Annotated in this window: 19 protein-coding genes and 2 pseudogenes; 17 read left to right on the top strand and 4 right to left on the bottom strand. The window is 71.9% G+C overall.

Annotated elements, in window-relative coordinates; translation table 11 throughout:
- Positions 1-14: 14 nt before the first annotated feature.
- The gene (locus K6K41_RS03720; RefSeq protein ID WP_261403955.1) at positions 15-1,616 is read left to right on the top strand and encodes a DUF2793 domain-containing protein; all 1,602 of its coding nucleotides are present in this window, start codon (positions 15-17) and stop codon (positions 1,614-1,616) included.
- Here the strand turns inward: K6K41_RS03720 and K6K41_RS03715 are convergent.
- Entirely contained in the window at positions 1,522-1,785 is a 264-nt protein-coding gene (locus K6K41_RS03715; RefSeq protein ID WP_261403954.1) for a hypothetical protein, read from the bottom strand. The two genes, K6K41_RS03720 and K6K41_RS03715, sit on opposite strands and share 95 nt — an antisense overlap.
- 66 nt (positions 1,786-1,851) lie before the next feature.
- Between K6K41_RS03715 and K6K41_RS03710 the strand changes: the two are divergent.
- The 7 genes and pseudogenes from K6K41_RS03710 to K6K41_RS03680 all read left to right on the top strand — a co-directional run.
- Positions 1,852-1,971 (top strand): annotated as a pseudogene (locus K6K41_RS03710) (peptidoglycan-binding domain-containing protein); the annotation flags it as partial.
- A gap of 235 nt (positions 1,972-2,206) precedes the next feature.
- A complete protein-coding gene (locus tag K6K41_RS03705; protein WP_261403953.1) occupies positions 2,207-2,548 on the top strand; it encodes a C40 family peptidase in 342 nt (113 codons plus the stop codon).
- Between the two features lie 34 nt (positions 2,549-2,582).
- Positions 2,583-2,945, top strand: a complete 363-nt coding sequence (locus K6K41_RS03700) for a hypothetical protein (RefSeq protein WP_261403952.1) — start codon at positions 2,583-2,585, stop codon at positions 2,943-2,945.
- Between the two features lie 13 nt (positions 2,946-2,958).
- Positions 2,959-4,161 carry a hypothetical protein gene (locus tag K6K41_RS03695; RefSeq protein ID WP_261403951.1) on the top strand — a complete coding sequence of 401 codons (1,203 nt, stop codon included), beginning with the start codon at positions 2,959-2,961 and terminating at the stop codon, positions 4,159-4,161.
- Complete coding sequence (locus K6K41_RS03690) at positions 4,082-4,261, top strand: PepSY domain-containing protein (protein WP_261403950.1); 180 nt, start codon at positions 4,082-4,084, stop codon at positions 4,259-4,261. Before K6K41_RS03695 ends, K6K41_RS03690 begins: the two co-directional genes overlap by 80 nt.
- A gap of 31 nt (positions 4,262-4,292) precedes the next feature.
- Positions 4,293-4,956 (top strand): annotated as a pseudogene (locus tag K6K41_RS03685) (response regulator transcription factor).
- Between the two features lie 122 nt (positions 4,957-5,078).
- Positions 5,079-6,398, top strand: a complete 1,320-nt coding sequence (locus K6K41_RS03680; protein ID WP_261405630.1) for a sensor histidine kinase — start codon at positions 5,079-5,081, stop codon at positions 6,396-6,398.
- Positions 6,399-6,404: 6 nt separating this feature from the next.
- Here the strand turns inward: K6K41_RS03680 and K6K41_RS03675 are convergent, their stop codons facing one another.
- Together K6K41_RS03675 and K6K41_RS03670 are read right to left on the bottom strand one after the other, a co-directional pair.
- Positions 6,405-8,117, bottom strand: coding sequence for an FAD-dependent oxidoreductase (locus tag K6K41_RS03675; protein ID WP_261403949.1), 1,713 nt, complete (start codon positions 8,115-8,117; stop codon positions 6,405-6,407).
- Positions 8,114-9,175 carry an NAD(P)/FAD-dependent oxidoreductase gene (locus tag K6K41_RS03670; protein ID WP_261403948.1) on the bottom strand — a complete coding sequence of 354 codons (1,062 nt, stop codon included), beginning with the start codon at positions 9,173-9,175 and terminating at the stop codon, positions 8,114-8,116. Before K6K41_RS03670 ends, K6K41_RS03675 begins: the two co-directional genes overlap by 4 nt.
- Before the next feature lie 306 nt (positions 9,176-9,481).
- Between K6K41_RS03670 and ccmI the strand changes: the two genes are divergently transcribed.
- The 9 genes from ccmI to K6K41_RS03625 all read left to right on the top strand — a co-directional run bounded on the left by ccmI (position 9,482) and on the right by K6K41_RS03625 (position 18,823).
- Positions 9,482-10,609, top strand: a complete 1,128-nt coding sequence (ccmI, locus tag K6K41_RS03665) for a c-type cytochrome biogenesis protein CcmI (protein ID WP_261403947.1) — start codon at positions 9,482-9,484, stop codon at positions 10,607-10,609.
- Between the two features lie 12 nt (positions 10,610-10,621).
- Positions 10,622-11,164 carry a cytochrome c maturation protein CcmE gene (gene ccmE / locus K6K41_RS03660; RefSeq protein WP_261403946.1) on the top strand — a complete coding sequence of 181 codons (543 nt, stop codon included), beginning with the start codon at positions 10,622-10,624 and terminating at the stop codon, positions 11,162-11,164.
- Positions 11,161-13,146: a heme lyase CcmF/NrfE family subunit gene (locus K6K41_RS03655; RefSeq protein ID WP_261403945.1), complete on the top strand. Its 1,986-nt coding sequence runs from the start codon at positions 11,161-11,163 to the stop codon at positions 13,144-13,146. The genes ccmE and K6K41_RS03655 overlap by 4 nt, the downstream gene beginning before the upstream one ends.
- Before the next feature lie 131 nt (positions 13,147-13,277).
- A complete protein-coding gene (locus K6K41_RS03650; RefSeq protein WP_261403944.1) occupies positions 13,278-13,751 on the top strand; it encodes a cytochrome c-type biogenesis protein in 474 nt (157 codons plus the stop codon).
- Between the two features lie 132 nt (positions 13,752-13,883).
- Positions 13,884-15,452, top strand: coding sequence for a Do family serine endopeptidase (locus tag K6K41_RS03645; protein ID WP_261403943.1), 1,569 nt, complete (start codon positions 13,884-13,886; stop codon positions 15,450-15,452).
- A gap of 230 nt (positions 15,453-15,682) precedes the next feature.
- On the top strand, positions 15,683-16,378 hold the full coding sequence (locus tag K6K41_RS03640) for a winged helix-turn-helix domain-containing protein (RefSeq protein ID WP_315855135.1): 696 nt from the start codon (positions 15,683-15,685) through the stop codon (positions 16,376-16,378).
- Positions 16,362-17,810: a sensor histidine kinase gene (locus tag K6K41_RS03635; RefSeq protein WP_261403942.1), complete on the top strand. Its 1,449-nt coding sequence runs from the start codon at positions 16,362-16,364 to the stop codon at positions 17,808-17,810. The genes K6K41_RS03640 and K6K41_RS03635 overlap by 17 nt, the downstream gene beginning before the upstream one ends.
- Before the next feature lie 447 nt (positions 17,811-18,257).
- On the top strand, positions 18,258-18,467 hold the full coding sequence (locus K6K41_RS03630) for a DUF3126 family protein (protein ID WP_261403941.1): 210 nt from the start codon (positions 18,258-18,260) through the stop codon (positions 18,465-18,467).
- Positions 18,468-18,526: 59 nt separating this feature from the next.
- Positions 18,527-18,823 carry a DUF6949 family protein gene (locus K6K41_RS03625; RefSeq protein WP_261403940.1) on the top strand — a complete coding sequence of 99 codons (297 nt, stop codon included), beginning with the start codon at positions 18,527-18,529 and terminating at the stop codon, positions 18,821-18,823.
- 10 nt (positions 18,824-18,833) lie between these two features.
- Here K6K41_RS03625 and K6K41_RS03620 read toward each other — a convergent pair whose 3' ends face one another.
- Positions 18,834-20,636, bottom strand: a complete 1,803-nt coding sequence (locus K6K41_RS03620) for an alkaline phosphatase D family protein (RefSeq protein ID WP_261403939.1) — start codon at positions 20,634-20,636, stop codon at positions 18,834-18,836.
- Positions 20,637-20,654: the final 18 nt, after the last annotated feature.

Raw genomic sequence — 20,654 nt, 5'->3', positions numbered from 1 at the left:
AGGAAGCCCGATCCATGAGCGACAGCCCCCATCTCGGCCTCGGCTATCTCGCGCCGGCGCAGGCGCAGAAGCACGTGACCGTCAACGAGGCGTTCCGGCGGCTCGACGCCATCGTCCAGCTCGGCGCGCTCGACCGCGACCGGACCGCGCCGCCCGAGGCCCCGGAAGAGGGCGACCGCCACATCGTCGCCGCCGGCGCGGCGGGGGCCTGGGCGGGGCAGGCGGGAAGGATCGCGGCGTATCTCGACGGCGGTTGGACCTTCATCGAGCCCAAGCCCGGCTGGCTCGCTTACGTCGCCTCGGAAGGCGCGCTGCTCGCTTTCATAGACGGCGGTTGGGCCGGCGGCCTCGCGGCGACCGAGGCCCTGACGAAGCTCGGGATCAACGCGTCGGCGGACGCGGTCAACCGCCTCGCGGTCGCCTCGCAGGCGGTGCTCTTCACCCATGAGGGCGCTGGCGTCCAGGTGAAGCTCAACAAGGCGGCGGCCGCCGACGTCGCGAGCTTCCTGTTCCAGCGCGGCTATTCGGGACGCGCCGAATTCGGGCTCGTCGGCTCGGACGCTTTCAGCCTCAAGGTGTCGGCCGACGGCTCGGCCTGGATCACCGCGCTCAGCGTGGATCCGGCGAGCGGCGCCGTGTCGACGCCCGCCACCCCGCAGGCGCGCGTCGACAAGTTTACCGCGAGCGGAACCTGGACCAAGCCCGCCTGGGCGAGCCGCGTCGTCGCCGAGATGATCCCGGGCGGCAACGGCGGCGGTTCGGGCGGACTGCGGGCCGCGGGCGCGGCCGTGGCGGGCGGCGGCGGGGCGGCTCCCGCGCCGGTCGTCGTCTACGAGTTCCTCGCCGCGGAGCTGCCGGCGACGGTCGCGGTCACGGTCGGGGCGGGCGGCGCGGGGGGCGCGTCGCAGACCGCGGCCGACGCCAACGGCCTCGACGGCGCGGCCGGCGGCGTCTCGAGCTTCGGCGCCTACAACGCCCGCCAGAACAGCGGCGTGAACGGCGGCGGCGGCGGCGGCGGCGCAAGGCCTCGCCGGCTCGCTCTCGGGACATCGCTGCATGCCGGGCTTCCCGGTCGCGCTTGCGGGCGGAAACGGCAACGCCGGCGTCGGCAACACCGGCGGGGAGGGCGTCGGCAAGCTCGGCGGCGGCGGAGGAGGTGGCGGAGGCCTTTCGGCCGCCAACCTCTGGAGCCGCGGCGGCGACAGCGGATCGAACCGGCTCGCCACCAACACCAGCCGCCGCGCCAACGGCGGCGTGGCCGAGGGCCAGGGCGGCTCGGCCGGCGGGGGTGTCGCAGGCTCGCTCTATTTCGCGCCGGGCGATTCCGGCGGCGGGGGCGCGGCGAGCGCGGCAGGACATGGCGGCGCGGGCGGCGACGGCGCGGCGCCCGGCGGATCGGGCGGGGGCGGCGGGGCCGCGCGCAACGGTTTCGCCTCCGGCAAAGGCGGCGACGGCGCGCGCGGCGAGGTGTGGGTGACGAGCTACCGCTGAGGCCGCGCCGATACGGCGGCGGCCGGCCGGCTACCGCCCGCCGCGTTCGTCGGGCCGCGCGCGGCGGGCGGCCATGTCGGCGGCCTCGGGGTCGTCGCGCTCGTCGAGCTTGGAGGCGAAGCTGATGGCGGCGAGCGACGTCGCGGCCGACATCACGAACAGCGCGAACAGCTTCATGGTCGGGATCTGAAGCCCGTCATAGAGGCGGCTCAGGAACAGATAGCTGAACCCGCCCACAAGCCAGACGAGCGTCGTGGCCGCCGCGAACGCCGTCCAGCTGGCGATTGTCCTCATGGGCCTCAGCATGAGGCCGCAGGCCCAAGCGCGCCACCGGATTCTGATCGGCGCGCCCTTCACAACATGCGGAGGACGACCATGACCACGCTGGAGCTCCAGCGGCGGCTCGCCGCGCGCGGCTTCGATCCGGGCCCGCTCGACGGGATCTGGGGACGCCGCACGATCGCGGCCGTCAAGGCCTTCCAGGCGAGCGCGGGCCTTGCGCCCGACGGCGTCGTCGGGCCGCTGACGCGCGCGGCGCTCGGGGCGCCGGCCGCGCGCGCGTCGGCGCCGGAGGATCCGCCCTGGCTCGCCGAGGCGCGGCGCTGGATGGGCCTGCGGGAGATCGCGGGCCCGGCCTCCGACCCGCAGATCCTCGCCTGGGGGCGGGCGGGCCGACTGGTACAGGGACGACGACGTTCCCTGGTGCGGCGCCTTCGTGTTCGGCCAGTTCGCGGCGGCGCTGCCGGACGAGCCGCTGCCCGCCAACCCGCTCTGGGCGCGCGGCTGGGCGCGGTTCGGCGTGACGCTTTCGAAGCCCGCGCCCGGCGCCGTGCTCGTGTTCGAGCGCGGGCCGACGGCCGGACATGTCGGCTTCTATGTCGGCGAGGACGCCGGCCGCTTCCGCGTGCTCGGCGGCAACCAGTCGAACGCCGTGACCGAGGCCTGGATCCTCAAGAACCGCCTGATCGCGATCCGCTGGCCCGCGACCGTCCCGGCGCCGCGGCCGCGGCGCGTGCGGGTCGCGGCCGGCGGCGCGACGAGCCTCGACGAAGCCTGATCGCGCGACCGTTCCCAGCTCAAAGGAGACGTTCATGACCCATGCGCTCACCCGTTCCCGCCTCGAGGCCGCGGTGGCGGACGCCGCCGCCGATGCGCTCGGCGAGGCCGCGGTCCCGACCGGCAAGGCGATGGCGGGCGCCCGGCGCCTCGCCGAGAGCGTCTCGGCCGATCCGCGCGTCGCGCCGGCGCTCGAGCCGGTGTCGCGGCTGAAGAGCCAGACGCTGCGCGGCGTGGCGATCGCGGCGGGCGCGCCGCTTGTCGTGGCGCTCGGGAAAGCGCTCGGCGCGCCGATCGCCGAGAGCGCGGCCGCCGAACTCGTCTCGACGCTCGTCTCGCTCGCGGGCGCGGCCTACGCCTGGTACGGCCGCGAGACCACGACGCGTCCGCTGAAGTGAGGCCCGGGCGGCGATGAACGCGAGCGTCCGGGCGGCGAGCGTGGAGCGGTCCCTCCACGACGACGCCAAGCTCGCCGCGCTCGAGCAGCGGGTCTACGGGCTCGAGCGCGGGGTCCACGACCTCAACCAGCTGTTCACGGGCCGCATCGGCGAGGTGTCGGCGCAGCTCGCCGGGCTCACGACCAAGCTCGACGAGCGCTCGCGCACGCCCTGGGCCACGATCGTCTCGGCCATGGGCGTGGTGCTGGCGATCGTGGTGGCGGGCGGCCAGCTCGCCAAGGCGCCGGTCGACGAGGCGCTCGGGCGCCTCGAACGGGACTACGAGCGGCTGGCGCGCGAGAGCGTGTCGGGCGCCTATCTCTCGGAGTTCAAGTCGACCTACGAGAACAACCGCCTGGTCAGCCGACAGGACTACGACGCCCGCTTCGCGCGGGTCGACGCGGCGCTCTCCGTTCTCGACGCCCGCGCCCGCGAGGCCCGCGACGCGGTGGTGCCGCGGGGCGAGCACCAGGAGCGCTGGCGGGCCGAGGACGCCGCGATCGCAGGGCTGCAGCGTCAGGTCGACGACCTCAAATCGGCGTTCGGCGGGCTCTACAACGCGCGCGACGTCATCGTCGATCTGCGCCAGCGGCTCGACCGGGTCGAGCCGCGGGCGAGGCGCCGGCGCGCTGACCACGCCTCGCCGTGGCCTTGGCGGTCCGGCCCGGGCCGTTATCTAAGGGGGCGAGCCGAGGCCGCGCAGGTGACATTCATCGTGGGTTCAGAGCGTTTCTGGCACAGGGAGGGCATGCACACGCCTTGCGTCATAGCGCTCGCGCTCGCGCTCGCGACGGTTTCGGCGGCCGCCCAGGACAAGCCCGTTCTCGCGCCGCCCGGCCAGGGCCCTTCGGGCCCGCAGGAGCCGGCCGGCGCGCCCGGAAAGCCTCAGGACGAGGGCGTCGAGAAGGCCCGAGCGGCCGCGAAGTCCGCCGATCCGGAGGACGAGGAGCAGCTCGACCGCGCCCGCGCGGCCGCCAGAGCCGCCGATCCGCGTCCGGATCTCGACCGCCCGCGACGCCGCGCGCGCGGCCGATCCCGGCGGCAAGGACTGCATGTCGGCGCGCGACGCCCGCGGCGCGATCGCGCAGAAGCGCGCCGTGTCGCTCTCACAGGCCCTGCGCACCGCCCGCGGCGCCTGGGACGGCGAGGTCATCGACTACAAGCTCTGCACCTTTGACGGCGCGCTCGCCTATGATCTCACGCTGCTCAACGACGACGGCCGGGTCGCCCGCGTCCGCGTCGAGGCGGTGAGCGGCAAGCTCGTCGGCGTGAGATAAAGGCCGCTCGCGGCCAGGAGGACAATTCGCAATGCGGCTGCTCGTCGTCGAGGACGATCCCGACCTCAATCGCCAGATCGTGACGGCGCTGGAGGAGGCCGGCTATGCGGTCGACCGCGCCCATGACGGCGAGGAGGGCCACTTCCTCGGCGACACCGAGCCCTATGACGCGATCGTGCTCGACATCGGCCTGCCGAAGATGGACGGCATTTCGGTGCTCGAGCAGTGGCGCCGCGACGGCAAGACGACGCCGGTGCTGATCCTCACCGCGCGCGACCGCTGGTCCGACAAGGTGCAGGGCTTCGACGCCGGCGCCGACGATTACGTGCCGAAGCCCTTCCATATGGAGGAGATCCTCGCCCGCATCCGCGCGCTGCTGCGCCGCGCGAGCGGACACGCCTCGAGCGAGATCCTGTGCGGGCCGGTGAGGCTCGACACGAAGTCCGGCCGCGTCACGGTCGACGGGGCGGCGATCAGGCTCACCAGCCACGAATACCGGCTGCTCTCCTACCTGATGCACCATCAGGGGGGTGGTGTCGCGCACCGAACTCGTCGAGCACCTCTACGATCAGGATTTCGACCGCGACTCCAACACCATCGAGGTCTTCGTCGGGCGGCTGCGCAAGAAGCTCGGGGCCGAGGTCATCCAGACGGTCCGCGGGCTCGGCTACCTGCTCGGCGTGGAGCCTGCGTGAGCGCCCACGCCGACGGCGGCCGGGGCCCGGCGGCGATCGCGCCGCCCGTGGAGCAGACAGCGGCGCGGAGAAAGACCAAGCGCGCCGCCTCGATCGCGGCGCGGCTGTTCGGCTCCGCCGCGATGTGGACGACCGCGATCCTGGTGATCGGCGGCCTCACCCTGTCCTCCTACTATGTCCGCTCGGTCGAGAACGGGTTCGACCAGCGGCTCCACGTGCATCTCAAGACGATCGTCGCGCGGGTCGCGGACGGCACTTTCCAGAGCGCCGATCCCGGATCTTTCGGCGAGCCGCGGTTCGAGATTCCGCTCTCGGGCTGGTACTGGCAGATCACCCGGATCGATCGGGATCCGCCCGAGGCCACGACGTCGAAGTCGCTGTTCGAGGAGCAGCTTCCGCGGCTCGGCGCGAGCGGCGCGGACGGACAGGCGAGCGTGCGCGAGGGCTATGCGGCCGGGCCCGAGGGACGGCGCCTGCGGATCGTCGAGCGCATCATCGATCTCGGGCAGGACGGACGCTATCTGATCTCGATCGGCGCGGCCTCGAACGAGATCGACAAGGACGTCGCGAACTTCAACTTCGCGCTGCTGGTCTGCTTCGTACTGCTGGGGCTCGGCCTCGTCATCACCACGGGCTTCCAGGTGAAGTTCGGCCTGAAGCCGCTCGCGCGCATCCGCGCCCAGCTCGTCGAGATCCGCAACGGCGACCGCGCCCGGCTCGACGGCGCCTTCCCGCGCGAGATCGCGCCGCTCGCCGGCGAGCTCAACGCGCTGATCGACTCCAACCGCCAGATCGTCGAGCGCGCCCGCACCCATGTGGGCAATCTCGCCCACGGCCTGAAGACCCCGCTGTCGGTGATCGCCAACGAGGCGAACGCCGGCGACGGCGCGTTCGCGGAGAAAGTCCGCGAGCAGGCGGTGCTGATGCGCCGGCAGATCGACCATCATCTCGAGCGGGCGCGGCTTTCGGCCGGCATCGCCTTCGCGGGCGAGTCGGCGGAGGTGAAGCCGGTGGTGGAGGGGCTCGCCCGAGCGATCGAGAAGATCCACCGCGACCGCGCGATCGAGGTCGAGATCTCGATCGCCGAGCCGCTGCGCATGCGCTGCGAGCGGCAGGATCTCGAGGAGATGGTCGGCAATCTCGTGGACAACGCCTTCAAATGGGCGAACGCCAAGGTCGCAATCACGGTCGAGGCCTCGCCGGAGGCCACCAAGGCGCAGCCATCCGCCCGGCTCACCGTCGACGACGACGGTCCCGGCCTCACCGACGCCCAGTTCAGCGAGGTGATGGCGCGCGGGCGCCGGCTCGACGAGACCAAGCCCGGGTCGGGGCTTGGTCTCGCCATCGTCAACGAGCTCGCGGCGATGTATGGCGGCTCGGTGGAGCTGCGCCGCTCCGCCATGGGCGGGCTGCGCTGCGAGCTGACGCTGCCGACGGTCTGAGCGCGCTCAGGCGTCTCTGAGGCGCGCGCGGGCGGCAAGCGTCGCGAGCGTCGGCCGGCCGGGCGAGGGCGGCGCGAAGCCGACGCCCGTTATCCTCTCGAACGCCAACGCGGCGACGTCGCCGCCGAGCCGCCCGCCGTCCGGGCCGAGCCCGAGGCCGAGCCGCCGGGCGACCGCCGCAGGCGCCGGCCCGCGACGCGCGGCGGCGGCGACGAGATCGGCGAGGGTGACGTCGGCTCCGAAATCCACGAAGGCCTCCGCGGCGCCAGGCTCGTCGAGCCGCGCGGGCAGGACCGCGGCGACTTCGCCGGCTTCGTCCGCGCTCGCCTCGACGACGGGAGCGGGGCCCGTGGGCTCGGCGCCGAGACGCGCCGCGGCGGCGGCCCCGGCGGCCCAGCCGCCCGCAACGGCCTCGACGGCGTTCGGCCCGGCCGAGGCCGAGAACACGCCCTGATCGGACCCGAGTCCGCAGAGTCGCGCGAGTTCGTCGCGCGGCGCGAGGCCGCCCGAGACGACGAGCGCGTCCGCCTCTAGAATGCGCGCCCCCGCGGTCGCGCCCTCGCCGAAGCGGTTGCGGGTCCGCACGCCTGCGAGCTGGGCCTCGCCTTCGGCGAATTCGACGCCGGTGACGACGGTCGACAGGCTGACGGGCGCGCCGAGCGCCTTCGCCATGTCGACCGCGGGGCCTTGCGGGTCCGCGCGCGCGTCGAGCACGAAGCCGACCTCGACGCCGGCCTCGCGGAGATCGGTCGCGGTCCGGTAGCCCTCGTCGCAGGTCGTCGCGACCATCACGCGGGAGCCCGGCGCGACGGCGTGGCGGCGCAGCAGCGCGCGGGCGGTCGTGGCGAGCATGACGCCGGGCCGGTCGTTGCCGGGGAAGACGAGCGGCCGTTCGCGCCAGCCCGTCGCCAGCACCACGGCTGAGGCCGAGACCAGCGTGACCGTGACGCGGCCCGGGCGCTGGGGATCGTCGCGCTCCATGACGCAGACCGATCCGTCGGCCTCGATCGAGATCGCGGTCGCCCCGAGCTTCAGCGCGTCGCGGTCGCGAAGGCCTGCGGCCTGCGCCGACGCCCAGCCGGCGAGCGGGAGGCCGTCCACGGTCCCGCCATAGAGATCCGCGAGGCCGCCGGCGCGGCGCGAGGCTTCGACCACCCGCACGTCGACGCCGGCCGAGCGGAGCGCGGCTGCCGCCGCAAGCCCCGCGAGCCCCGCGCCGATCACCAGCACGCCGCAGGTCTCGACCCGCGAGAAGGGCGGCGGCTCGACGGCCGGCAGGCGCGGGCCCGGAAGCGGCAGGGCGCGCCGGAGCCGCTCCAGCATCTGCTGGGCCGCCGGAAGCGCGCGGCGATCGGGCGACATGACCGGCGCGAAACGACGCAGCGCGGTCTCGACGCCCGAGCTCGCCTGGCGGGCGCGAAGGCCCTCGCGCAGCGTGATCTCGGAGCCGGACACCAGGCTCCAGGGGCCGGCGTCGCCCTCGAGCGCCATCGGCGTCTGGTCTTCGAGCCCGAGCGCCATGAGGCCGCGCGGCCGGCCGAGCAGCGGGCTGCCGCCGAACTTGCGGACGCCGCTCGCAAGCAGCGCGCTTGCGAGCGTGTCGCCATAGAGCCCACCGAAGACGCGGCCGCCGAGCCGAAAACCGACCGGCTCCGAGCGGTCGACCTCGGTTCCGAAGCCGCCGGGCGCCGTGGCGGGAAGGCGATGGGGGCCGGTCATCGAGCCGTCTCCTGGGCGCGGACGGCGGGCCGGCGGGTCGGCGCGAAGGGGTCAAGCGCCTCGACGCCGCGTCGGCCGGACATCAGCGCCGCGAGGTGGTCGGCGGCCGCGAGCCCGAGCGAGAGCCCGTCGCGGCCATAGCCGAGCGCGAGCCAGAGCCGGTCGATCTCCGCGGCGCCGACCTGCGGCAGGCCGTCGATTCCGGTCCAGATCGTCACGGGCTCTTCGGCCGCGAGCGTCAGTCCGCCGAGCGTCGGCGCGATCGCGACGGCCCGCCGCGCGATCGCGTCGACGCCGGCCGGACCCGAGATCGTCAGCGCGCCGACGCGGTCGCGCGAGATCAGCAGGTCGTCGATCACGAGCGACGGCCCGATGTCCGGGGCGTCGGCGGACGTCACCAGGATGGTCCGCTCGTCGCGGGTGAGCGAAAGCCGGCCGCGGCCTTCCCGCACGAGGCGGATGGCCGACAGGTCGCCGGCGAGCGCGACCGCGCCCGCGCCGACGTTGCGCGCCATCACCTCGACCCCGGTGACGACCGAGCCCTGCCGCTCGATCGCGCCGACGGGCGCATGGGAGAAGAGGTGCGCGCCGAGCGCCGCGGCGTCCTGCGCGATCGACAGCGCGAGCGCGTCGGCGTCGACCGCGAGCGCGCCCGGCTCGTAGAGCCCGGCCCCGAGGTCGGCCCAGTCGGCGAGCGGCGGGCTCAACGCCGCGGTCTCGCGCGCCGGAATCATCCAGGCGTCGGCGCCGTCGGCCTTGAGGCGCCGCGCGGCGTCCTCGAACTGCTCGACCTCTCCGAAGCCCGTCGCGAGCGTCACGCAGCCCGGCCGGTCGATCGCGACCGGGCTCGGCAACCCGGCCTCGAGCCGCTTGAGCCGCTGGACGGCGTCGCCGTCGCTTCCCGCGCGCAGCCGCTCGACATGGGCGGCGCGCGCCACCGGCCAGGCCCGCTCGTCGGCAGCGGCCGCGATCTCGCCTGCGGCGAACAGCGCGACCGAGGCCCCTTCGGCGGCGCAGGCGCGCGCGATCGCGAGACCGCGCACGCCCCCGCCCACCACGGCGACGTCATAGGTCTCGCGCAGCGCCTCGGGGGGCGCGAAGGTCTGTCCGGGGCGGGCGCGCCGCCTGCGAAGGAGGGACGGAAGATCGAACAGGGCGGGGGCTCTCGTGGCCGGACGGCGAATTGGAGTGATTTAAACCTCACCCTATAAAGCCCTGCGGCGCGAGGATCAGCCACCTCGCGGCGATTTTTACGAAGGCGTCATCGGCGCGCGACCCCGTGTCTCTTCTCGCCGGGCTCGAACGCTTCTAATGACAACGCCAACATGACGGCCGGGACGAACCGGCCGAAAAGGAGACGCGGCTTGGGCTCGACCATGGCCTTGTGGCTGATTTTCGCGGTGATGACCGGCGCGGCGGTGTTCGTCGTGCTGGGCTCGCTCGCGCGCAGCCGCACGGCGGGCGCGGACGGGTCGGAGGCCGACGCCGCCGTCTATCGCGACCAGATCGACGAGATCGCGCGCGACCGTTCGCGGGGGCTGATCGACGAGCGCGAGGCCGAGAGCGCCCGCGTCGAGGTCGCCCGTCGCCTGATCGCGGCCTCGGAGCGCGGCGGGGACGCTCCCGCCTCGGCGTCCACGGGCCGCCGCCGCATCGCCGCCGCGCTGTCGCTGGTCGCGATCCCGGCGATCGGGCTCGGCGTCTATGCGAGCCTCGGCAAGCCGAACCTGCCGGACCTTCCGCTCGCCGCCCGCAAGACCGAGGCGCCCGACGGCGCGAACGTCGCCGATCTCGCGGCCCGCGTCGAAACCGCGCTCGCCAAGAACCCGAACGACGGCCGCGGCTGGTCGGTGATCGCGCCGATCTATCTGCGGCTCGGCCGGCCGGCCGACGCCGCGACCGCCTACGCCAACGCGATCCGCCTGCTGGGCGCGACGCCCGACCGCGAGGCCAATCTTGGCGAGGCCCTGTTCGCGGCGGCCGACGGCGTCGTGACGGCGCAGGCGCGCGCCGCCTTCGAGCGCTCGGTCGAGGGGCCGCAGCCCTCGATCAAGGGGACGTTCTACCTCGCCCGCGCCGCCGAGCAGGACGGCGACCTCGCCGGCGCCTTCTCGCGGCTCAAGCTCATGTTCGCTAACGCTCCCCAGGACGCGCCCTATCTCGAGGCGCTGAAGGAAGAGTTCCAGCGCATGGCCGACGTGCCGGCGCTGCAGTTGCCGACCGGCGACGAGGCGGCCACGCTCAAGACGCCGGAAGAGCGCGAGGCCTTCATCCGCAAGATGGTCGAGGGGCTCGACCAGCGGCTTTCCGCCGACGGCGGCGATCTCGGCGAATGGCTGCGCCTGGTGCGCTCGCGCGTCGCCCTCGGGGAGGTCGACAAGGCCCGGGACGCGCTCGCCAAGGCGCGGGAGAAATTCGGGGCGGACGGACGGGCCGCGGTCCGGCTCGAGGCGCTGGCGCTCGGGCTCGGGCTCGAAGGCCGCGGCGCCTAAAGGGAATCTCGGATGACGCTCGACGCTTCGACCTCCTCGTTTCCCTCGCCGCGCCGGCGCGCGAGCGCCCGCAAGCGCCGCCGCTTCGCGCTGCTCGCGGTGATCGGCCTCGTGCTCGCGGCCGCGGTCGCGCTGGTGCTGAACGCCTTCACCGACACGCTGGTGTTCTTCCGCACGCCGAGCGAGATCGCCCAGCGGGGCGACGCGCTTGGCACGCGCATGCGGCTCGGCGGGCTCGTGAAGCAGGGCTCGGTCCGCCACGAGGGCACGACGGTGTTCTTCACCGTGACCGACAACAAGGCCGACCAGGCGGTGACTTACACCGGCATGCTGCCGGATCTGTTCCGCGAGGGGCAGGGCGTCGTGACCGAGGGTTCGGTGCAGACCGACGGCGTCTTCAAGGCCGACAGCGTGCTCGCCAAGCACGACGAGAACTACATGCCCAAGGACGTCGCCGACCGCTTGAAAGAGCAGGGCGAGTGGCGTGGCGGCGGCAAGTCCGACGGCAAGTCCGACGCCGCTCCCGCAGCAAAGCCCGCGGAGACGTCGAAATGATCGCTGAAACAGGACATTACGCGCTCGTCCTCGCGCTCGCTCTCGCGATCCTGCAGTCGATTCTGCCGCTCTGGGGCGCGCGGGTGCGCGACGTCGCGCTGATGCGGCTCGCAAGCCCGCTCGCCGTCGCGCAGTTCGGCTTCGTGGGCCTGGCGTTCGCGGCGCTCACCCACGCCTATCTCACCTCCGACTTCTCGGTGCTGAACGTCGTCGAGAACTCGCATTCGCTGAAGCCGCTGATCTACAAGTTCTCGGGCGTCTGGGGGAACCACGAGGGCTCGCTCCTGCTCTGGGTGCTGATCCTCGTGCTGTTCGGCGCGCTGGTGGCCGTCTTCGGGCGCAATCTCCCCGCTCGCCTCAAGGCCGACGTGCTCGCCGTGCAGGCGATGATCTCGACCGCCTTCCTGCTGTTCGTGCTGATCACCTCGAACCCGTTCGAGCGCGTGGTCCCGGCTCCGATGGAAGGGCAGGACCTCAACCCGCTGCTGCAGGACCCGGGCCTCGCGATCCATCCGCCGCTGCTCTACATCGGCTATGTCGGCTTCTCGATGGCGTTTTCGTTCGCGGTCGCCGCGCTCATCGAGGGCAAGGTCGACGCCGCCTGGGCGCGCTGGGTGCGGCCCTGGACGCTGACCGCCTGGCTGTTCCTGACGCTCGGCATCGCGATGGGGTCCTACTGGGCCTATTACGAGCTCGGCTGGGGCGGCTTCTGGTTCTGGGACCCGGTCGAGAACGCCTCGTTGATGCCCTGGCTCTCCGGCACCGCGCTGCTGCATTCGGCGGTCGTCATGGAGAAGCGCGAGGCGCTGAAAGTGTGGACGGTGCTGCTGGCGCTGCTCACCTTCGCGCTGTCGCTGCTCGGCACGTTCCTCGTCCGCTCGGGCGTGCTGACGTCCGTCCACGCCTTCGCCGTCGATCCCGCGCGCGGCGTCGCGATCCTGATCATCCTCACCGTCTTCGTCGGCGGCAGCCTCGCGCTCTACGCGCTGCGCGCGCCCGTGCTGAAGCAGGGCGGCATCTTCGCGCCGGTCAGCCGCGAGGGCGCGCTCGTCGTCAACAACATCTTCCTCACCGCCGCGACCGCCGCCGTCTTCGTCGGCACGCTCTATCCGCTCGCGCTCGAAGCCGCGACCGGCGAGAAGATCTCGGTCGGACCGCCCTTCTTCAACGCGACCTTCGGGCCGATCATGCTGCCCGTGCTGCTGGTGATGCCCTTCGGGCCGCTGCTGGCCTGGAAGCGCGGCGACGCCTATCGCGCGGCGCAGGGGCTGATGATCGCCTTCGGCGTCGCGATCGTGGCGACGGCGCTCGTCGCGGGCTTCACCCTGGGCGGGCCCTGGCTCGCGCCGATCGGGATCGGCCTCGGCCTGTTCGCGATCGTGGGCGCGTTCGCGGAAGTCATGGAGCGCACCAAGCTCTTCAAGGCGCCGTTCGGCGACAGTTTCGCGCGCGCCAAGGGCCTGCCGAGCTCGACATGGGGCGGGGCGCTGGCGCATGCGGGTCTCGGCGTGACGCTCATCGGCGTCGTGGCGGCGACCGCCTGGTCGAGCGAGAACGTCGTGGCCTTGAAGCCCGGCGAGAGCGTCGACCTCTCGGGTTTCCACGTGACCTTCGAGGGGCTCGAGCAGCGGCAGGGGCCGAACTACGCCTCGGTGGTCGCGAAGCTGACCCTGCGCGAGGGCGGAACCGTCGTCGCGGCGGTGGAGCCCTCGCGGCGCATCTATCAGGCGCGGAAAATGGACCTCGCCGAGAGCGGCATCGCGACCTTCGGGCTCAGCCAGTTCTACGCCGCGACCGCGGAAGCGCGCGACGACGGGGCGACGGGCCTTCGGCTCCAGTACAAGCCGCTGGTGCTGCTGATCTGGCTCGGGCCGGCGCTGATGGCGCTTGGCGGGGCGTTCTCGCTCGCCGACCGGCGCCTGCGCGTCGGAGCCCCGAGAAAGGCGGCGCGGCCCGCGCCCGCGCTGCAGCCGGCGGAATGATGGCGGGGCCAAGGACAGGGCGCGTCATCCCGGACGGCCGTAAGGCCGATCCGGGATCGTCTTCAGGATATGGTGCCTCTTCGAGGCTTTTCCGGAAGACGATCCCGGCTCTTCGCTTCGCTGCGGCCGGGATGACGGCGGTTCTTTTGCTCGCCTCCGCCCCCGCCTTCGCCGTGAACCCCGGCGAGCAGCTTCCCGACCCTGCGCAGGAGGCCCGCGCGCGGGCGCTTGGGACGGAGCTGCGCTGCATGGTCTGCCAGAACCAGTCGATCGACGACTCCGACGCCCCGCTCGCGAAAGATTTACGACTGCTGGTCCGCGAGCGCGTGAAGGCGGGCGACAGCGACACGCAGGTCATCGAGTTCCTCACCGAGCGCTACGGCGAGTTCGTGCTGCTGCGGCCGAGGTTCCGCGGCGAGACGCTGTTGCTCTGGCTGTTCGCCCCTGCGGTGCTTGGGGTCGGCGTCTTCGGCTACCTGTTCTGGGCGTTCCGCTCGCGAAAGAGAGCCGCGGCCGGCGAAGGCTTGTCCGAGGCCGAGCGTGAAAGGCTCGACGCGCTGCTCTCGGCGAACGACGAGCAAACGGCGGCGCGCGCCAAGAGCTGACCGGTCACGGATCGCTCCAGCTTACGTAAGTTTCATGCGCCGGACAGACGCGCGTAAGATTGGCCCGGTGAATATCCTGACCAAGCGCCCATATGGGAGCGTACGGATTTTCCTTCCCGGAGACTGATGTCCATGACGATCGACAAGCCCACGGCCACCTCGCGCCGCCGCAGGACGATCGCTGCCTCGGTGATCGCGCTTGCGGTCGCCGGCGCGATCGGCGCCGAGGCGCTCACCACCCTAACGACGCCCGCCGTCGCCCAGACGCAGATCCAGCCGCAGGCCGGCCCGGCCCTGCCGAGCTTCGCCGACGTCGCCGAGCGGGTGAAGCCCGCGGTCGTCAGCGTGCGGGTCAAGAACGTCGCGCTCGACGACGACGACGGCCCCGGCGGCCAGAGCGGCCCCGGCTCCCGGCGGGCAGGGCGGCATGCCGAACATTCGGGTCTCGGCCAGCTTCCGGACGACCACCCGCTGAAGCGCTTCTTCAAGGAGTTCGGCCAGAACCAGCAGGGACCGAAGGCGAACCCGCGTCCGCGCGGCATGAGCCAGGGCTCGGGCTTCTTCATCTCCGAGGACGGCTACGTAGTCACCAACAACCACGTGGTCCAGGGCGCCAAGGACGTCGAGCTCGTCGCCGACGACAGCAAGACGACCTACAAGGCCAAGGTCATCGGCACCGACCAGCGCACCGATCTCGCGCTCCTGAAGGTCGACGGCGACCGCAAGGACTTCAAATACGTGAAGTTCGGCGCCCCCGAGGGCCCGCGCGTCGGCGACTGGGTGATCGCGGTCGGCAATCCGTTCGGCCTCGGCGGCACGGTGACGGCCGGCATCGTCTCGGCCCGCGGCCGCGACATCGGCGCCGGCCCCTATGACGACTTCCTGCAGATCGACGCGGCGGTGAACCGCGGCAACTCCGGCGGCCCGACCTTCAACCTGAAGGGCGAAGTGGTCGGCGTGAACACCGCGATCTTCTCGCCCTCGGGCGGCAATGTCGGCATCGCGTTCTCGATCCCGTCGGAAGTCGCGACCGGAATCATCGAGAAGCTGAAGAGCGGCGGCAAGATCTCCCGCGGCTACATCGGCGTGCAGATCCAGCCGGTGACGGACGAGATCGCCGACTCAATCGGCCTCAAGAAGGCCTATGGCGCGCTCGTCGCCGAAGCCCAGAAGGGCACGCCGGGCGAGAAGGCGGGCCTGAAGTCCGGCGACACCATCCTCAAGGTCGACGGCGAGGAAATCGACAGCGCCCGCGACCTCTCCCGCAAGATCGCCTCGATGGATCCCGGCAAGCCGGTGACGCTGACCATCTGGCGCGACGGCAAGGAAGAGACCAAGGAGCTGAAGCTCGGCACGCTTCCCGACGAGCCCAAGCAGGCCTCGCTGAAGACCGACGAGGACGACAGCGCCAAGAGCGGCAAGGTCCGGCTGGGCATCGAGGTCTCGCCGGCGTCCAAGATGGGCAACGCCGGCGACCAGGGCCTCGTGGTGACGCAGGTCGACGAGGACGGCGCCGCGTCCGGCAAGCTCGAGCAGGGCGACGTCATCATGAAGGTCAGCGGCAAGACCGTCTCGACGGTCTCCGAGGTGGCCGGCCAGCTCGACGAGGCGCAGAAGAACGGCCGCAAGTCCGTGCTCCTGCTCGTCAAGCGCAACGACGCGACGCGGTTCGTCGCGATCGAGATCGGCAAGGCTGGATAAGCCTTCGCCGATGACCCAGGCGCCAGCGGTCCCCCCCGAGCCGCCGCCTGGGCCTTCTGCGGGCGGCGCGCGTTTCCCCCGAGCGCGCGCCGCCTAGGCGGAAGAACTCCCCGTGCGCGCCCCGTGACCAGGGCTCTCCCCGCCCCACGCGGGGGCGCGCGCAGCGGCCGGTTACAGATCCGAGAAACCAGTGTTGAATGCGCCGCTTGCGGCGAACGGAGAGCCGCGCCATGACGACGGCCATGAAACTCCTCATCGTCGAAGACGACCGCGAAGCGGCGGCCTATGTGGTCAAGGCCTTCACCGAGGCCGGGCATGTCGTCGACCATGCGGCCGACGGCGAGCAGGGCTATGCGCTGGCGAACGGCGAGGCCTCCTACGACGTGCTTGTGGTCGACCGGATGCTGCCGAAGCTCGACGGGCTCTCGCTGATCGGGCGGCTGAAGGCCGAGGGCCTCAACGCGCCGGTGCTGATCCTCTCGGCGCTCGGGCAAGTCGACGACCGCGTGCAAGGGCTCCGGGCCGGCGGCGACGATTATCTCACCAAGCCCTACGCCTTCGCCGAGCTCCTCGCGCGGGTGGAGGCGCTGGCGCGGCGCGGCAAGGCGGGCGCGGCCGACACGGTCTACCGCATCGCCGATCTCGAACTCGACCGGCTGTCCCACACCGTGACGCGCGGCGGGCAGGACGTGCCGCTGCAGCCGCGCGAGTTCCGCCTGCTCGAATACCTCATGCGCAACGCCGGACAGGTGGTCACGCGCACGATGTTGCTGGAGAATGTCTGGGACTATCATTTCGATCCCCAGACCAACGTGATCGACGTCCATGTCTCCCGCCTGCGCTCGAAGATCGACAAGGGCTTCGACCGCCAGCTGCTGCACACGGTTCGCGGCGCGGGGTACATGATCCGTGACGGCGCTCGGTAAACTTCTCCGAACGACCGCGTTCAAGCTGGCGCTCGCCTATCTGGTGGTGTTCGCCGCGCTCTCGACGGTCGTGCTCGCTTATGTCTCGTGGCACGCCAACGCGCTGATCGCGGGCCAGCTCAACGCCACCGTCAACGCCGAGATCACGGGCCTCGCCGAGCAGTACCGGCAGGGCGGCATCCGCAAGCTCGTGGCGGTGGTGGACGAGCGCTCCAACCGCGCGGGCAACGGCTCGCTCTATCTCCTGACGACCGTCACCGGCGACACGCTGGCGGGCAACGTCTCGGGGCTTCCCGGCGCCTCGCTCGCCGAGGCCGGCGAGCGCGAGCTGCCCTATCAGCGCGTCGGCGAGGCCAACACCGCGCCTTATCCGGCCGTGGTGCGCGTGTTCGTGCTGCCGGGCGGATACCGGCTGCTGGTGGGGCGCGACACCGAGGAGCGCGAGCGGCTCGCAGGCGTCATCGCCAACGCCGTGCAGTGGTCGATCGCGCTCGTCGTGGTGCTGGGGCTCGCAGGCGGCGCGTTCGTCGCGACGCGGGTGCTGAAGCGCCTTGACGCCATGACGGAAACGAGCCGCTCGATCATGGCCGGCGACCTTTCGGGGCGCCTCGCCGTCACCGGTTCCGGCGACGAGTTCGACCGCCTCGCCGAGGCCGTCAACGCGATGCTCGACCGCATCAACGAGCTGATGGCGGGATTGAAGGAGGTCTCCGACAACATCGCCCATGACCTCAAGACCCCGCTGACGAGGCTCCGGAATCGCGCGGAGGCGGCGCTCCGCGACGCGCGGTCGGACGAGGACTGGCAGGTCTCGATGGAGCAGATCATCGCCGAGAGCGACGGCATGATCCGCATCTTCAACGCGCTGCTGCTGATCGCCCGCGCCGAATCCGGCGGCGTCAGGGGACAGCTCGCCGAGGTCGACGTCGCCGACGTCGTGCGCGAGGTCGCCGAGCTCTACGAGCCGCTCGCCGAGGAGCGCGGCGCGGCGCTGAAGGTCGACGCGCCGTCCTCGCTCATCGTGATGGCGAACCGGGAGCTCATCGGACAGGTGGTGGCCAATCTCGTCGAGAACGCGCTCAACTACGCGACCGGGGAGGGCGGCGGCGACGAGGTGACGGTCTCGGCGCTGGGCTCCGGCCTCAACGCCGAGATCGCGGTCGCGGACCGCGGGCCGGGCATCGTGGAGAAGGATCGCGCCCGGGCGGTCGAGCGCTTCGTGCGGCTCGACTCGAGCCGCTCCCGTCCCGGTTCGGGATTGGGACTGGCGCTCGTCTCGGCAGTCGCGCGCCTCCATGGCGGACAACTCGCGCTTTCTGACAACGCCCCGGGGCTGAAAGCCGCGCTTATTTTGCCCCGCGCCGCGACAGCGCTCGCCGGTCCGCCAGAGCTCGCGCGCCTCGCCCCGCCGACGGCGGCTGCGGCGGAGTAGCGAGCGGATGGCGGAGATCAAAGGCCGGCGTCCGGTCGCCATGTCCCGATTGCGCGACATCGGATGGGCGCACTGGGATCCGATCGGGATCGGTCCGCCGCAACCGGAATTCGCCGACGAGTACGACGGATATCTTCAGGAGGCTGTCGGCCTTCTCCGCAGGGGCGCAGAACCGCGCCGTCGCAGAACTCCTGACCGAGATCGAAGCTGATCATATGGGGCTCGGCCGAGGGCCTGACGCCGACCGGCGCGCAGCTGCGACGGTCAAGGCCCTCTACGCCTACGTCATGGAATTGGACGGCGGACGCCCATCCTCTGAATGACGGGAGAATGTCCGTGCTTGCGGTTGCCACCCGCGGCCCCGCGTGGCAATCCCTCGGCTCTGTTTCCGACGACGGCCAAGCTGCAGGCGCTGGCGTCGCGACTGTTTCTCCCTAGGAGGATCTCTTGGACAAACGCGAGCTCGAACGCGTGCAGGCCTATCTGCGCAAGACTTTCCAGAACCCGGGCTTCCGCGTCGTGGCGCGGCCGCGCAAGGACGATTCCGCCGAGGTCTATCTCGGCGAGGAGTTCATGGGCGTGCTGTTCCGCGACGACGAGGACGGCGATCTGTCCTACAATTTCTCGATGGCGATCCTCGAGACCGACCTCGACTGAGGCGTCCCGCATCGGGACGGCCCGCCTCTTGCTCAGGTCTGGGCAGGAGGCTCTCCCCCATGACGCTATTCTTCGGATCGCTCACCTTGATGCTCGGCTTCGCGGTCTCGGGCGCGACGGCTTCGGCGTTCGAGGCGGCGACCGGTCGGCGCGCAGGATTCAAGCTTCTGCGCGAGCCGACCGTCACGGCGGTCGCGGCCGTGCCGGTCGTCACGATCGGCGCGGCCTACATCATGGCCCGGAACCTGATGTTCGGTTCGAAGCGCCCGGCGCTCGCCACCATGGTGGGCGTCGTGCTGCTCGGCCTGTGGAGCCTCGTGATCGGCTCCGCGACGCTGACGGCTCTCGCCGTCTGACGCGCGCCGGTCAGTCGACCGGCCGCGCCGCCCTTTCGCCCGCCTTCACGCGGAAGCGCACCGTCTCCGTCACATAGGTCCGGTCGAACACCGTCGACACGAACACGTGGTCGACGGTCACAGCTTTCGGCCGCGCCTCGATCAGCATGAAGCCGCGACGGCGCTGCTCGGCGTAGATCAGCTGGTCGATCGTCGGCCGCTTCGCGCTCGACTCGACGAACAGCGCCGCGATGACCTCCGGCGCGGTGTTCAGCAGATACTGTTCATAGCCGGGCGACGAGACCGACGTTCCGCCGAACTCCGGCGCGACCGGCTTCGGCCCCTCGGCCGACGGCTGGACGAGGTTCGCGGTCCAGGCGTTGTGGCTGTCGCCGGTCAGCACGACGGGGTTCGGCGCCTTGGCGAGCGTCTCGAGCATCGCGAGGCGCGCGGTCGGGTAGCCGGTCCAGGCGTCGGCCGCGAGCGGGAACGGCAGGCCGGCGGCGCCGAGCGCCGCGATCTGGTCGCCGAAGCCCGCGCCGCCGACCCGGTCGAGATCCGCCAGCAAGGCGAGCCGCTGCGGCAGGCTCAGGAGCGAGGACGCGCCGATGTCGGGCGAGGCCTGGTAGAACATCAGCACCTGATTGCCGATCAGCTGCCAGGTCTGGTCAGCCTCGGTGATGCGCCGGTCGACCCAGTTCGCCTGGCGGCCTCCGAGCAGCTGGCGCGGCTTGCCGCCGCCGCGGACGTCCTTGGGGAACGGCCCCTGCGGCGCGACGCCCGAATAGACGTCGATCAGCGCCGGCGCCGCGAGCTGCTGGTCGCGGCCGGCCTGCCGGGTGTCGATCATCACGAGCCGGGCGAGGTCGCCGAAGTCGAACACGCGGTAGAGGTCGTCGGGATTGCCGGTGTCGGGGTCGAGCGGATCGCCGTCGGCCGGCTCGCGGATCGGGAGCCACTCATAGAAGGCGCGGATGCCGGCGGCCTTGCGGGCCTGGTAGTCGCCCTCGGTCTCCGGATCGTGGTTCTCCGCGCCGCCCTTCCAGGCGTCGTTCGCGACCTCGTGGTCGTCCCAGATGTTGATGACGGCGTTGCGCGCGTGGAGCTTCTGGAGATCCCGGTCGGTCTTGTAGAGCGCGTGCCGCGCGCGGTACTGCTCGAGCGCGATGATCTCCTCGCGCGGCTCGAGCTTCTTGTCGCGCGGCTTCGGAACGAGGCCGAGCGCGGCCGCCGGCGTCGTGTAGCCTTCAAGGCCCGGACCGTATTCATAGATGTAGTCGCCGAGATGCAGCACCGCGTCGAGGTCGTCGTAGCGGGCGATCTCGCGATAGGCGTTGAAGAAGCCGAGCTCGAAGTTCGAGCAGGAGACGGCCGCGAGGCGCAGCTGCTTCACCTTGCCGACCGGCAGCGTCTTCGTCCGGCCGACCGGCGAGGCCGCGCCGTCGGCCTCGAAGCGGTAGTAGTAGGTCTCGCCGGGCTCTAGGCCCTTCACGTCGACCTTCACGGTGAAGTCGCGCTCGGCGTTCGCCTCCGTCGTCCCTTCCTTGACGGTCCTGCGCATCGCGGCGTCGCTCGAAAGCGTCCATTTGACCGGGATTGGAGACGAGGCGTCGGCCTTGGTGACGCGCGTCCAGATCACCACGCGTCCGGCCTTCGGATCGCCGCTCGCGACGCCGTGGAGAAACGGGCCGGACTTCGCGGCTTCGGCCGGGTCCGTCACGAGCATGGTGATCGACGTCGCGGAGACGCCGGCCGCGAGCGTGAGGCGCAGCGCGTCGCGCCGCGAGAGGGCGGGGCCGGCCGGCCCGTGGCCGTGGTCGTCGTCGCGGGTCATGGGATCTGTCTCGGGAGG

The organism is Chenggangzhangella methanolivorans, assembly GCF_019797865.1.
Taxonomy (GTDB): Bacteria; Pseudomonadota; Alphaproteobacteria; order Rhizobiales; family Methylopilaceae; genus Methylopila; species Methylopila methanolivorans.
The sequence above is the reverse complement of the archived record's forward strand: the minus strand, read 5'-3'. Positions and strand labels throughout refer to the sequence as shown.

Bases quoted from the DNA above. Each gene is read 5' to 3' on its own strand.
- K6K41_RS03720 (WP_261403955.1), top strand. From the start codon at position 15: ATGAGCGACAGCCCCCATCTCGGCCTCGGCTATCTCGCGCCGGCGCAG.
- K6K41_RS03715 (WP_261403954.1), bottom strand. From the start codon at position 1,785: ATGAGGACAATCGCCAGCTGGACGGCGTTCGCGGCGGCCACGACGCTC.
- K6K41_RS03700 (WP_261403952.1), top strand. From the start codon at position 2,583: ATGACCCATGCGCTCACCCGTTCCCGCCTCGAGGCCGCGGTGGCGGAC.
- K6K41_RS03695 (WP_261403951.1), top strand. From the start codon at position 2,959: ATGAACGCGAGCGTCCGGGCGGCGAGCGTGGAGCGGTCCCTCCACGAC.
- K6K41_RS03680 (WP_261405630.1), top strand. From the start codon at position 5,079: ATGTGGACGACCGCGATCCTGGTGATCGGCGGCCTCACCCTGTCCTCC.
- K6K41_RS03675 (WP_261403949.1), bottom strand. From the start codon at position 8,117: ATGACCGGCCCCCATCGCCTTCCCGCCACGGCGCCCGGCGGCTTCGGA.
- ccmE (WP_261403946.1), top strand. From the start codon at position 10,622: ATGACGCTCGACGCTTCGACCTCCTCGTTTCCCTCGCCGCGCCGGCGC.
- K6K41_RS03655 (WP_261403945.1), top strand. From the start codon at position 11,161: ATGATCGCTGAAACAGGACATTACGCGCTCGTCCTCGCGCTCGCTCTC.
- K6K41_RS03650 (WP_261403944.1), top strand. From the start codon at position 13,278: ATGACGGCGGTTCTTTTGCTCGCCTCCGCCCCCGCCTTCGCCGTGAAC.
- K6K41_RS03645 (WP_261403943.1), top strand. From the start codon at position 13,884: ATGACGATCGACAAGCCCACGGCCACCTCGCGCCGCCGCAGGACGATC.
- K6K41_RS03640 (WP_315855135.1), top strand. From the start codon at position 15,683: ATGACGACGGCCATGAAACTCCTCATCGTCGAAGACGACCGCGAAGCG.
- K6K41_RS03625 (WP_261403940.1), top strand. From the start codon at position 18,527: ATGACGCTATTCTTCGGATCGCTCACCTTGATGCTCGGCTTCGCGGTC.
- K6K41_RS03620 (WP_261403939.1), bottom strand. From the start codon at position 20,636: ATGACCCGCGACGACGACCACGGCCACGGGCCGGCCGGCCCCGCCCTC.